This window comes from Citrobacter sp. W9 (assembly GCF_026719375.1).
Taxonomy (GTDB): Bacteria; Pseudomonadota; Gammaproteobacteria; order Enterobacterales; family Enterobacteriaceae; genus Citrobacter; species Citrobacter werkmanii.
The window spans coordinates 1-12,676 of sequence record NZ_JAPPTE010000019.1; the positions used below are offsets into that span (position 1 = coordinate 1).

At 54.1% G+C, this 12,676-nt stretch carries 11 protein-coding genes, 2 tRNA genes and 1 rRNA gene; 10 read left to right on the forward strand and 4 right to left on the reverse strand.

All coding sequences use genetic code 11. The annotated features are described in order from the left end of the window. Nucleotides 1–3 precede the first annotated feature (3 nt). From rrf to OOJ59_RS21625, 3 genes are all read left to right on the forward strand, one after another. Nucleotides 4–119 (forward strand): 5S ribosomal RNA (gene rrf / locus OOJ59_RS21615). Between the two features lie 54 nt (nucleotides 120–173). Beyond that, nucleotides 174–250: transfer RNA gene (locus tag OOJ59_RS21620), tRNA-Asp, on the forward strand. Between the two features lie 52 nt (nucleotides 251–302). Further along, nucleotides 303–378: transfer RNA gene (locus tag OOJ59_RS21625), tRNA-Trp, on the forward strand. A gap of 99 nt (nucleotides 379–477) precedes the next feature. Here the strand turns inward: OOJ59_RS21625 and hdfR are convergent. After that, nucleotides 478–1,323: an HTH-type transcriptional regulator HdfR gene (hdfR, locus tag OOJ59_RS21630; protein ID WP_087856748.1), complete on the reverse strand. Its 846-nt coding sequence runs from the start codon at nucleotides 1,321–1,323 to the stop codon at nucleotides 478–480. Nucleotides 1,324–1,429: 106 nt separating this feature from the next. Between hdfR and maoP the strand changes: the two genes are divergently transcribed. Continuing rightward, a complete protein-coding gene (gene maoP, locus OOJ59_RS21635) occupies nucleotides 1,430–1,768 on the forward strand; it encodes a macrodomain Ori organization protein MaoP (protein WP_003018025.1) in 339 nt (112 codons plus the stop codon). Between the two features lie 24 nt (nucleotides 1,769–1,792). Here the strand turns inward: maoP and OOJ59_RS21640 are convergent, their stop codons facing one another. Continuing rightward, nucleotides 1,793–3,313 (reverse strand): YifB family Mg chelatase-like AAA ATPase, encoded by a 1,521-nt coding sequence (locus OOJ59_RS21640; RefSeq protein WP_038634615.1) that lies wholly within the window; start codon nucleotides 3,311–3,313, stop codon nucleotides 1,793–1,795. Between the two features lie 352 nt (nucleotides 3,314–3,665). Between OOJ59_RS21640 and ilvL the strand changes: the two genes are divergently transcribed. The 6 genes from ilvL (at nucleotide 3,666) to ilvA (ending at nucleotide 10,316) form a co-directional block, all read left to right on the forward strand. Next, nucleotides 3,666–3,764 (forward strand): ilv operon leader peptide, encoded by a 99-nt coding sequence (gene ilvL / locus OOJ59_RS21645; RefSeq protein ID WP_001311244.1) that lies wholly within the window; start codon nucleotides 3,666–3,668, stop codon nucleotides 3,762–3,764. Nucleotides 3,765–3,903: 139 nt separating this feature from the next. After that, nucleotides 3,904–5,550: an acetolactate synthase 2 catalytic subunit gene (ilvG, locus tag OOJ59_RS21650; RefSeq protein WP_085049759.1), complete on the forward strand. Its 1,647-nt coding sequence runs from the start codon at nucleotides 3,904–3,906 to the stop codon at nucleotides 5,548–5,550. Beyond that, nucleotides 5,547–5,810 (forward strand): acetolactate synthase 2 small subunit, encoded by a 264-nt coding sequence (gene ilvM, locus OOJ59_RS21655; protein WP_038634609.1) that lies wholly within the window; start codon nucleotides 5,547–5,549, stop codon nucleotides 5,808–5,810. The genes ilvG and ilvM overlap by 4 nt, the downstream gene beginning before the upstream one ends. Before the next feature lie 17 nt (nucleotides 5,811–5,827). Further along, nucleotides 5,828–6,757, forward strand: coding sequence for a branched-chain amino acid transaminase (locus OOJ59_RS21660; protein WP_003829030.1), 930 nt, complete (start codon nucleotides 5,828–5,830; stop codon nucleotides 6,755–6,757). Between the two features lie 158 nt (nucleotides 6,758–6,915). Beyond that, nucleotides 6,916–8,766: a dihydroxy-acid dehydratase gene (ilvD, locus tag OOJ59_RS21665; RefSeq protein WP_038634606.1), complete on the forward strand. Its 1,851-nt coding sequence runs from the start codon at nucleotides 6,916–6,918 to the stop codon at nucleotides 8,764–8,766. Between the two features lie 5 nt (nucleotides 8,767–8,771). Continuing rightward, the gene (ilvA, locus tag OOJ59_RS21670) at nucleotides 8,772–10,316 is read left to right on the forward strand and encodes a threonine ammonia-lyase, biosynthetic (protein WP_160955699.1); all 1,545 of its coding nucleotides are present in this window, start codon (nucleotides 8,772–8,774) and stop codon (nucleotides 10,314–10,316) included. A gap of 62 nt (nucleotides 10,317–10,378) precedes the next feature. On the opposite strand, the gene fabV is transcribed toward ilvA, so the two are convergent. Beyond that, complete coding sequence (gene fabV, locus OOJ59_RS21675; protein WP_038634603.1) at nucleotides 10,379–11,572, reverse strand: enoyl-ACP reductase FabV; 1,194 nt, start codon at nucleotides 11,570–11,572, stop codon at nucleotides 10,379–10,381. Between the two features lie 175 nt (nucleotides 11,573–11,747). Beyond that, nucleotides 11,748–12,650 carry an HTH-type transcriptional activator IlvY gene (gene ilvY, locus OOJ59_RS21680; protein WP_038634600.1) on the reverse strand — a complete coding sequence of 301 codons (903 nt, stop codon included), beginning with the start codon at nucleotides 12,648–12,650 and terminating at the stop codon, nucleotides 11,748–11,750. Nucleotides 12,651–12,676 lie beyond the last annotated feature (26 nt).

Consider the following 12,676-nt stretch of genomic DNA (forward strand, 5'->3'; position numbering starts at 1 on the left):
TTGCCTGGCGGCTGTAGCGCGGTGGTCCCACCTGACCCCATGCCGAACTCAGAAGTGAAACGCCGTAGCGCCGATGGTAGTGTGGGGTCTCCCCATGCGAGAGTAGGGAACTGCCAGGCATCAAATTGCAGTAAGCCGGGATGAAAATCCGGGTGGTGACAAAGAAATTCGGTGGAGCGGTAGTTCAGTTGGTTAGAATACCTGCCTGTCACGCAGGGGGTCGCGGGTTCGAGTCCCGTCCGTTCCGCCACTTATTAGAAAATTAAGCCTGCTACTAAGCAGGCTTAATAATAAAAAAATTTAGGGGCGTAGCTCAGTTGGTAGAGCACCGGTCTCCAAAACCGGGTGTCGCGAGTTCGAGTCTCTCCGCCCCTGCCAGAAACAATCCTTAGCATCCTTGCTAAGGATTTTTTTTATCTGCAATTTGAGCTGTGCCTTTCTGCTGTATTACTTCCGGCATCCTTGCCAGTGCTTTCTTTAATCTTCCAGAATACTTGTTCTTAGCAGATCGCAAATAAGGGCATGTTTGTCGCTGTTTTGCAGCCAGACTGCATATAAAGGACGTGACAGCGTTGTGCTGTCGGTAACCGTGTGTAGATCGCTTTTGGCTTTAGCCCAGTTAACGGGCAACCAACTAAAGCCCTTAAGGACAGAAAGTTGCTGCCTGGCCAGTTCTGCCGAACTGGTGGTAAGTACCGGCACTTCATCCCCCGCGATCAGTCCTGCTTCGTGTTGTTGAAAATCGGGTCCCCATTCCAGGCGTAGGTAATTCAGTTCATCTTTGGTTTGTGAAGGTGAACTGCAATAGAGCGCCAGCGTGAAATATCCCAACAGTTGGCTGCTAAATTCGTCCATTTTGGGCGTTTCGGTGGTGATCAGCAGATCAAGCTGTCGTTCATGTAGCTGCTTTACTAACGACTGCCGTTGAGCGATTCTCGCTTCAAACTGCAGGCTGGTTTGTGGTTCCTGTGACTGATACAAACGCCTTAACCAGTCATTAAGCATACATTCCCAAAGGGATGCGCTGGCACCAATTGAAAACTCGTTATGCCGCGAGGTATTCGCGACCTCCTTGCGCGCTGCTTGCCATGTGTTCATCAGCGTTTCAGCGTAAGGCAATAATTTCTCACCCGCCGCGGTTAAACGGATATTGTTTCTGTGTCGGGTGAACAGATTTACACCCAATTGATTTTCCAGTTGTCTGATCCGAAAACTAACCGCCGATTGGGTCAAATAGAGCGCTTCAGCAGCCCTGCCAAAGTGGCGTGTCCGGCTAACCTCCAGGAAAGTTTTTAACAATTCCGTATCCACAACTCGCTCCATAAAATTATTTGTCGTGATGATTTAAATCTTTTGTTTGACGCTCTGTCAAGCGTAACTAATACTCCGCGCCATAAATAGCTCGGCCAAAGAATTAGGAGCGTGCAGGATGGCGGAAAGCTTTACGACGACTAATCGATATTTCGACAATAAATATTATCCCCGCGGATTCTCCCGTCATGGTGATTTCACCATTAAAGAAGCACAACTGCTTGAGCGTCACGGTTATGCTTTCAACGAGCTGGATCTGGGCAAACGTGAGCCGGTAACGGAAGAAGAAAAACTGTTTGTTGCGGTATGCCGTGGTGAACGTGAACCGGTTACCGAAGCCGAACGCGTGTGGTCTAAGTATATGACGCGTATTAAGCGTCCAAAACGTTTCCATACGTTGTCTGGTGGGAAACCTCAGGTGGAAGGTGCAGAAGACTACACCGAATCTGATGATTAATAAAAAAGGGCGAAAGCCCTTTTTTTATGTCAGTAGTTTCTGCAAATGAATGAGTAACCTGTCTATCGCCCTATACCCAACGGCCTCCTGCAAGTGCTGACGGGTAATATGATCACATTGCTCGAGATCCGCGATGGTTCGGGCGACCTTTATCAATCGCAGCCAGGCGCGGATAGACAATCCGAGATGCGCTAATGTCTCTTCAAGCCACTGCGCATCATCACTGCGAAGTCGGCAATATTCATGTATATCCTGACTGTCCAGATGCGCGTTTAACTTATTTTGCCGCCGATACTGACGCTCTTGTGCGGCGATAACGCGTTGCTTCACCGTTGCGCTATCTTCCCCTTTCATCGCACTCTGGCTGAGTATGCCGGGCGGAGGCAAAGGGATTTCGAGGGAGAGATCGAAACGGTCAAGAAACGGTCCTGATAATCGATTGAGGTAACGCAGCGTCTGCTCTGGGGTGCAGCGGTTATGGTTCCCCTGATAATGACCCGTTGGGCTTGGATTCATTGCAGCAATGAGTTGAAAGCGTGCAGGGTAGGTTATTTTAGCCCGAGTGCGGGATAAATGGATCTGCCCGGACTCGATAGGTTCACGCAGGGCATCCAACGTGCGTCGCTCAAACTCAGGTAATTCATCCAGAAATAGTATGCCGTTATGCGCCAGAGAGATCTCTCCCGGCGCAGGAATAGACCCGCCACCTACCATGGCGGTTAATGAAGCACTGTGATGCGGTGAGCGAAAGGGGCGCTGCTTCCACTGTTTTTGTATCGTAGTGGAATTGACCAGGCTGAGTATCGCAGCACTTTCTAGTGCCTCATCGTTGCTAAGCGGCGGGAGTAGTCCTCTGAGGCGACTGGCCAGCATGGTCTTTCCCGTCCCCGGAGGGCCGATAAGCAGCAGGTTGTGACCGCCAGCCGCAGTGAGCTCCAACCCGCGTTTGCCTTGTTCCTGACCGATGACATCGCTCAGATCATCGGCTAATGGCTCTGGCGTGAAGTCTGCAGATAACGGTCTGTCTAAATCATGCTTCCCTTCGAGAAATGCGCATACGGACTGTAGGTGATCGGCAATCAGACACCCTTCACCATGTATCAGTCCAACTTCAGCGGCATTCTCTTTTGCGACAATAATTCTCCTGCCTGCTCTTATTGCTTCGGTTGCGCTTGAAATCGCTCCTGGAACGCCGCGTAGCGTGCCTGTAAGCGCTAATTCGCCTACCAGCTCGTAGGTATCGAGATTATGGGCTGTAAGCTGCTCAGAAGCGGCCAGAAGCGCAACTGCGATAGGTAAATCATATCGCCCTCCTTCTTTGGGAAGATCGGCAGGAGCGAGGTTAATGGTTATCTTCTTCGCCGGGAATTCATACCCACTATTAATAATCGCACTGCGAACCCGATCGCGGGCCTCTTTCACCGTTGTTTCTGGCAATCCCACCATGGTTAAACCAGGTAGACCATTGCTGATATGTACCTCAATGGTAATGGCTGGCGCATTCACGCCAAGCGCGGCGCGTGTATGAACAATCGATAGTGACATAACCCCTCCTGATGAAGGCATTATGCGGTAATGCATCACGGAAAAATTTAATTTTATCGCGGATTTTAGGTGCTGATTCACGTATTTTTCTGCAAATTAAATCTTTTGCATGAAACCAGGGATAACGCTCGCAAACGTATTTATGAGGTGTTGTCGCGGGGGAGTGTGTGCTCAAGCATGACCTGAAACGTGAAATATTTTCATTTTTTAATTTTTTATATAAAAAACAAGGCGATTTATCAAAACCGTTACCGGGGTCAGAAAAACGAATAAAAAAAATTCTTGTGTTATTTGCAAATTCTATGGTAACTCTTTAGGTATTCCTTCGAACAAGATGCAAGAAAATATAAAAATGACAGCCCTTCTACGAGTGATTAGCCTGGTCGTGATTAGCGTGGTGGTGATTATTATCCCACCGTGCGGGGCTGCACTTGGACGAGGAAAGGCTTAGAAAACAAGCCTTAACGAACTAAGACCCCCGCACCGAAAGGTCCGGGGGTTTTTTTTGACCTTAAAAACATACACGAGGAGCAGAAAGTGAACGGTAGCATAAAATTCTGTTTCTCAAGATTTACGGCGGGGATGTAACTATGAATGGGGCACAGTGGGTGGTACATGCGTTGCGTGCACAAGGGGTTCAAACCGTCTTTGGTTATCCCGGTGGCGCAATTATGCCGGTTTATGATGCGTTATATGACGGCGGCGTAGAACACCTGTTGTGTCGACATGAGCAGGGCGCGGCGATGGCGGCGATTGGTTATGCTCGTGCTACGGGTAAAACCGGTGTTTGTATCGCTACGTCCGGCCCAGGCGCGACCAACCTGATCACCGGTCTTGCCGATGCGCTGTTAGATTCTGTCCCCGTTGTGGCGATCACCGGCCAGGTTGCATCACCTTTCATCGGAACGGATGCGTTCCAGGAAGTGGACGTTCTCGGTATGTCTCTGTCTTGCACCAAGCACAGTTTCCTGGTGCAGTCACTGGAGGAACTGCCGCGCATCATGGCAGAAGCTTTCGACGTGGCGAACTCTGGTCGTCCGGGCCCCGTTCTGGTCGATATCCCAAAAGATATCCAGTTAGCCAGCGGTACGCTGGAACCGTATTTCACGACCGTCGGAAACGTAGAGACTTTCCCGCATGCTGACGTTGAGCAGGCGCGTAAAATGCTGGCTCAGGCGCAAAAACCCATCCTGTACGTAGGTGGTGGCGTGGGTATGGCGCAGGCGGTCTCTGCCCTGCGTGAGTTTATCGCGCATACCCAAATACCGGTCGCTTGCACGCTGAAAGGCCTGGGCGCAGTAAACGCGGACTACCCGTACTATTTGGGCATGCTGGGAATGCACGGTACTAAGGCGGCGAATTTCGCGGTGCAAGAGAGTGATTTACTGATCGCAGTGGGCGCACGTTTTGATGACCGGGTAACCGGTAAGCTGAATACTTTCGCGCCTAACGCCAGCGTCATCCATATGGATATCGACCCGGCGGAAATGAATAAGCTGCGTCAGGCACACGTCGCGTTGCAGGGCGATTTAAATTCGCTGTTGCCGGCATTACAACAACCGCTGAAGATCGACGCATGGCGTCAGTCCTGTGCAGAGCTGCGCGCAGAACATGCCTGGCGCTATGATCATCCGGGTGACGCTATCTACGCGCCGCTGTTGTTAAAACAGCTGTCTGAACGCAAACCAGCAGATAGCGTGGTGACGACGGATGTTGGTCAGCATCAAATGTGGTCCGCGCAGCATATGACCTACACCCGCCCGGAAAATTTCATCACCTCCAGCGGTTTGGGTACGATGGGCTTTGGCCTGCCAGCTGCTGTTGGCGCGCAGGTGGCTCGTCCGAACGATACGGTAATCTGTATCTCCGGTGACGGTTCTTTCATGATGAATGTACAAGAACTGGGCACCGTAAAACGCAGGCAGTTGCCGCTGAAGATAGTCTTACTCGACAACCAGCGCTTGGGCATGGTGCGACAATGGCAGCAGCTGTTTTTCCAGGAACGTTATAGCGAAACCACCCTTACCGATAACCCCGATTTCCTCATGTTGGCCAGCGCCTTCGGCATACCTGGTCAGCACATCACCCGTAAAGACCAGGTTGAAGCGGCACTCGACACCATGCTGAACAGCGAGGGGCCATACCTGCTTCATGTCTCAATCGACGAACTTGAGAATGTCTGGCCTCTGGTGCCGCCTGGCGCCAGTAACTCAGAAATGCTGGAGAAATTATCATGATGCAACATCAGGTCGCCGTTGAGGCTCGTTTCAACCCGGAAACGTTAGAACGTGTTTTACGCGTGGTACGCCATCGTGGTTTTCAGGTGTGCTCCATGAATATGGCAGCCGCCAGCGATGCGCAGAATATAAATATCGAATTGACCGTTGCCAGCCCCCGGTCGGTCGACTTACTGTTTAGTCAGTTAAGTAAGCTGGTAGACGTTGCACATGTTGCTATCTGCCAGAGCACAACCACATCACAACAAATCCGCGCCTGAGCGCAAAAGGAAGAAAAATGACGACGAAAAAAGCTGATTACATTTGGTCTAATGGCGAGATGATTCGTTGGGAAGACGCGAAGGTTCACGTGATGTCCCACGCTCTGCACTACGGTACTTCTGTATTTGAAGGCATCCGTTGCTACGATTCTCACAAAGGGCCGGTGGTGTTCCGTCATCGTGAACATATGCAGCGTCTGCGTGATTCAGCCAAGATCTACCGTTTTCCGGTCTCTCAGAGCGTTGATGAACTGATGGAAGCCTGCCGCGAAGTGATCCGCAAAAACAACCTGACCAGCGCCTATATTCGTCCGCTGGTATTTGTTGGCGATGTCGGGATGGGCGTTAACCCGCCAGCGGGTTACACCACTGATGTGATCATCGCCGCGTTCCCGTGGGGGGCATACCTCGGCGCAGAAGCGCTGGAACAGGGGATCGATGCGATGGTTTCTTCCTGGAACCGCGTTGCGCCGAATACCATCCCTACGGCTGCTAAAGCGGGCGGTAACTATCTGTCTTCGCTGCTGGTGGGTAGCGAAGCGCGTCGTCATGGTTATCAGGAAGGTATTGCGCTGGACGTGAATGGCTACATTTCCGAAGGCGCGGGCGAGAACCTGTTTGAAGTTAAAGATGGCATTCTGTTTACCCCGCCATTTACCTCTTCCGCGCTGCCGGGTATCACCCGTGATGCCATCATTAAACTGGCGAAAGATCTTGATATCGAAGTGCGTGAGCAGGTGCTGTCCCGTGAATCGCTGTACCTGGCCGACGAAGTGTTTATGTCCGGTACCGCGGCGGAAATCACGCCAGTACGCAGCGTAGATGGTATTCAGGTAGGCGAAGGCCGCTGCGGTCCGGTCACCAAACGCATCCAGCAGGCCTTCTTCGGCCTCTTTACCGGTGAAACGGAAGACAAATACGGCTGGTTGGATTCAGTAAACCAATAACAATATTAATATTTCCCCAAAATAATTCACGTTGCAGGAAGACGGCAACGCAGCAAGTCTCAGGAGCTTACTGTAGTAAGTGACTGGGGTGAGCGAGGCAGCCAACGCACCTGCGGCGTGAAGTATGCTGGGGAAAGACAGACGGGAGTTAATCAAGCATGCCTAAGTATCGTTCTGCCACCACCACCCACGGCCGCAATATGGCGGGCGCCCGCGCACTGTGGCGCGCCACCGGGATGACCGACGCCGACTTCGGCAAGCCGATTATCGCTGTGGTGAACTCCTTTACCCAGTTCGTGCCGGGTCACGTACACCTGCGCGATCTCGGTAAGCTGGTTGCCGAACAAATCGAAGCCTCAGGCGGTGTGGCGAAAGAGTTCAACACCATCGCGGTGGATGACGGTATCGCTATGGGCCACGGGGGCATGCTTTATTCACTGCCGTCCCGCGAGCTGATCGCCGACTCCGTTGAGTACATGGTTAACGCCCACTGTGCCGACGCGATGGTCTGCATCTCCAACTGCGACAAAATCACCCCCGGTATGTTAATGGCCTCGCTGCGTCTTAATATTCCAGTGATATTCGTCTCTGGCGGTCCGATGGAAGCCGGGAAAACCAAGCTTTCCGACAAAATCATCAAGCTCGACCTGGTTGACGCGATGATTCAGGGCGCAGACCCGAAAGTCTCCGACTCGCAGAGCGAGCAGGTTGAACGTTCCGCCTGTCCGACCTGCGGCTCCTGCTCCGGGATGTTCACCGCCAACTCGATGAACTGTCTGACCGAAGCGCTGGGCCTGTCACAACCGGGCAACGGCTCGCTATTGGCCACTCACGCCGACCGTAAAGAGCTGTTCCTCACCGCAGGTCAACGCATCGTTGAGCTGACCAAACGTTATTACGAGCAGGATGATGCCTCGGCGTTGCCGCGCAACATTGCCAGCAAAGCAGCGTTTGAGAATGCCATGACGCTGGATATCGCCATGGGTGGTTCCACTAACACCGTTCTGCATCTGCTGGCGGCGGCGCAGGAAGCGGAAATCGACTTCACCATGAGTGATATCGACAAGCTGTCTCGTAAAGTGCCGCAGCTGTGTAAAGTGGCGCCAAGTACGCAGAAATACCATATGGAAGACGTTCACCGCGCCGGCGGCGTCTTGGGCATTTTAGGTGAGCTGGATCGTGCTGGGCTGCTGAACCGCAACGTGAAAAACGTCCTTGGTCTCTCTCTGCCGCAGACGCTGGAGCAGTACGACATCGCTGTCACCCAGGATGAGGCGGTCAAAAAAATGTTCCGCGCTGGTCCGGCGGGCATCCGCACCACCCAGGCGTTCTCGCAGGATTGCCGTTGGGATACGCTGGATGACGATCGCGCCGAAGGCTGTATCCGCTCGCTGGAGCACGCTTACAGCAAGGATGGCGGTCTGGCGGTGCTGTACGGCAACTTCGCGGAAAATGGCTGTATCGTAAAAACCGCAGGTGTTGACGACAGTATTCTCAAATTTACCGGCCCGGCGAAAGTCTACGAAAGCCAGGACGAGGCGGTTGAGGCTATCCTCGGCGGTAAAGTGGTCGAAGGCGACGTGGTGGTGATTCGCTATGAAGGGCCGAAAGGCGGACCGGGCATGCAGGAAATGCTCTATCCAACCACCTTCCTGAAATCGATGGGCCTCGGTAAAGCCTGTGCGCTGATCACCGATGGTCGCTTCTCCGGCGGCACCTCCGGCCTGTCTATCGGCCACGTTTCCCCGGAAGCGGCCAGCGGCGGCAACATCGCGATCATCGAAGACGGCGATATGATTGCTATCGATATCCCGAATCGCGGTATTCAACTGCAACTGAGCGATGCGGAAATCGCCGCCCGTCGTGAAGCGCAGGAAGCCCGCGGCGATCAGGCGTGGACGCCGAAGAACCGTGAGCGTCAGGTCTCCTTTGCCCTTCGCGCCTATGCCAGTCTGGCCACCAGTGCCGACAAAGGCGCGGTGCGCGATAAATCGAAGCTGGGAGGTTAATGACCATGGCGGATTCACAACCCTTGTCCGGTGCCCCTGAGGGCGCCGAGTATCTCAGAGCGGTACTGCGCGCGCCGGTTTACGAAGCGGCGCAGGTAACGCCGCTACAAAAAATGGAAAAACTCTCTTCGCGCCTCGATAACGTGATTCTGGTCAAGCGCGAAGACAGACAGCCGGTGCACAGCTTCAAGCTGCGCGGGGCCTACGCGATGATGGCAGGCCTGACTGAAGAGCAAAAAGCGCATGGCGTCATTACCGCATCGGCCGGTAATCATGCCCAGGGCGTGGCTTTCTCCTCTGCGCGATTAGGCGTGAAGGCGTTGATTGTCATGCCGGTGGCGACCGCGGATATCAAAGTCGACGCCGTTCGCGGCTTCGGCGGTGAAGTGCTGCTGCACGGCGCTAACTTTGATGAAGCTAAAGCCAAAGCGATTGAGCTTTCCCGGCAGCAGGGCTTTACCTGGGTGCCGCCGTTTGATCACCCGATGGTGATTGCCGGGCAGGGCACGCTGGCGCTGGAGTTACTTCAGCAGGATGCTCACCTTGACCGCGTCTTTGTGCCAGTTGGCGGCGGTGGTCTGGCGGCGGGCGTGGCGGTGCTGATTAAACAGCTGATGCCGCAGATCAAAGTGATCGCTGTCGAAGCCGAAGATTCAGCCTGCCTGAAAGCGGCGCTGGATGCCGGTCATCCGGTGGATCTGCCACGCGTCGGTCTCTTTGCTGAAGGTGTGGCGGTCAAACGCATCGGCGATGAAACCTTCCGTCTGTGCCAGGAGTATCTCGACGACATTATCACAGTCGATAGCGACGCTATCTGTGCGGCAATGAAAGACCTGTTTGAAGATGTACGCGCGGTGGCGGAACCTTCCGGGGCGCTGGCGCTGGCGGGGATGAAGAAATACATCGCCCAGCACAATATTCGCGGCGAACGTCTGGCGCATGTGCTGTCCGGCGCTAATGTGAACTTCCATGGTCTGCGCTACGTTTCCGAACGCTGCGAGCTGGGCGAACAGCGCGAGGCGCTGCTGGCGGTGACGATTCCGGAAGAGAAGGGCAGCTTCCTGAAGTTCTGCCAACTGCTGGGCGGGCGTTCGGTGACCGAGTTCAACTATCGCTTTGCTGACGCCAAAGATGCCTGCATCTTCGTGGGCGTGCGGCTGAGCCGTGGCGTTGAGGAGCGCAAGGAAATCCTTAGCCTACTCAAAGACAGCGGTTACAGCGTGGTGGATCTGTCAGATGATGAAATGGCCAAGTTGCATGTGCGCTATATGGTCGGCGGCCGTCCTTCTAAGCCGTTGCAAGAGCGCCTTTATAGCTTTGAGTTCCCGGAATCACCGGGCGCGCTGCTGAAGTTCCTCTACACCCTGGGAACGCACTGGAATATCTCGCTATTCCACTACCGTAGCCACGGTACCGACTATGGCCGTGTACTGGCGGCGTTTGAACTGGGCGAGAATGAACCGGACTTTGAAACCCGGCTCAATGAACTTGGCTATGAGTGCCACGACGAGACGAATAACCCGGCGTTCCGCTTCTTCCTGGCGGGCTAACGGCGGCCATAAAAAAAGGGTTCATGGAGACATGAGCCCTTTTTTACATCTGAATCAGAGAATTACAGCGTGATCACTTCGAATTCAACTTCGGTGTTCACGTCCGCATCGTAATCCACACCGTCGAGGGCAAAACCGAACAGGTTCAGGAATTCCTGCTTGTAACCTGCATAGTCAGTTTCCTGCGTCAGGTTTTCGGTGGTGATCAGCGGCCACAGGTCGCGGCAGGCTTGCTGAATATCGTCACGCAGTTCCCAGTCATCCATACGGATGCGTTGATTGTCATCCAGCGCCACTTTATCGCCGTACAGGCTGGTGGTCATCAGACGGTTGATCTGCTCGATGCAACCTTCGTGAATGCCTTGCTCTTTCATCAGCTTGAAGACCATAGAGATGTACAGCGGCATCACCGGAATAGCAGAAGATGCCTGCGTGATAACCGATTTCAGGACGGCAACGTTAGCGGAACCGTTGAGCGGTGCCAGCTGCTTACGCAGTTCACCCGCCGCGCGGTCGAGGTCTTCTTTCGCTTTGCCCAGCGCGCCGTGCCAGTAGATTGGCCAGGTCAGGTCGGTACCGATGTAGGAATAAGCCACGGTTTTCACGCCGTCAGCCAGCACGCCTGCTTCGCTCAGCGCACCCATCCACAGTTCCCAGTCTTCGCCGCCCATGACGGTAACGGTGTTCTGAACTTCTTCTTCGGTTGCCGGCTCAATGCTGGCGGTGATGATCTGATCTTTGTTGGTATCAATCGCTTTAGAGGTGTAAACCTCGCCGATCGGCTTCAGCGCAGAACGAACGATTTCGCCTGTTTTCGGCATTTTACGCACCGGGGACGCCAGTGAGTAAACCACCAGGTCGATCTGGCCCAGATCTTCTTTGATCAGTTTGATAACTTCATCGCGGCACTCGTCAGAGAACGCGTCGCCGTTGATGCTTTTGGAGTACAGACCTTCACGTTTGGCAGCCTCATCGAAGGCGGCAGAGTTATACCAGCCCGCGGAACCTGGTTTGGTTTCCGTGCCCGGTTTTTCAAAAAATACGCCGATAGTGGCGGCACCGCTGCCAAAGGCGGCGGAAATTCTGGATGCCAGGCCGTAACCGGTGGAAGCACCGATCACCAGCACGCGGGAAGGACCGTTCTCAATTTTCCCGTTTTGCTTAACGTACTCGATCTGTTTTTCCACATTGACTTTGCAGCCAGTCGGATGGGTCGTTGTACAGATGAATCCACGAATTTTTGGTTTGATTATCATAATGATGGCTAATTAAGTTTGTATTTTCGCTGTCAAGTGCGCAATGACACCGTCTGTTCTGGCTTGCTTAACGACATGGTTAACAAGCCCCCCACATCTATTATGGCACGGGACATTATACAGAAAAGGAGTGCCAATACTGAATCTACCACTGATTTTAGGCCAGACGCTGACGCTACTCGGCGATTTTACGCTCCAGCACAATCTTCCAGAAGGCATCGATCAGCGGCTCATGCAGCCGCTTTTTCGGCGCGCAGACGCCCAGTTCAAACGGCGTTTTTTCGTCGCTGCGCTCTAAAATCATCACGCGATTGCGCACCGGTTCCGGGCTGTTTTCCAGCACAACTTCCGGCAGCAGCGCCACGCCGCAGCCTAGCGCTACCATCGAGACCATCGCCTCATGGCCGCCGACGGTGGCGTAAATCTGCGGGTTACTGATTTTGTGGCGACGGAACCACAGCTCAATGCGACGGCGCACCGGCCCCTGGTCGGCCATGATAAACGGCACGGTTGACCAGTCGGGCTTATCGACGGAAACCTGATTGCGCACCGGGCAGGGCAGCGCCGGGGCGATCAGCACCACCGCCAGATTCTCCAGCATGGAAAACGCCACCGCGCCGGGCAGCGTTTCCGGCTTACCGGCAATCGCCAGATCGGCCTCGCCGGTGACCACTTTGTCCATGGCGTCGGCGGCGTCGCCGGTGGTGAGCTTAATTTCGACGGAGGGATGCTCGGCGCGAAAACGATCGAGGATCGGCGGCAGATGGCTATAAGCCGCCGTCACCGAACAGAAAATGTGCAGTTCACCAGAAAGTGATGGCCCCTGCTGATCGAGGGTGTGGCGCAGTTGCTGATACTGCAACAACGTTTGCTGGGCAAATACCCGCAGTTCTTCCCCTGCTTCGGTCAGCGTGACCGTGCGGTTATCACGTACAAACAGCGCCTGACCGAGGTCCTCTTCCAGCCGCTGAATTTGCCGGGAGAGCGTGGAGGGGCTGACGTGCATCGCCCGCGCGCTGCGGCCAAAGTGGCGGCTTTCCGCCAGATGCAGGAAGGTTTTCAGATCGCGTAAATCCACCGATTTCACCTCGCGGCTTTACATTG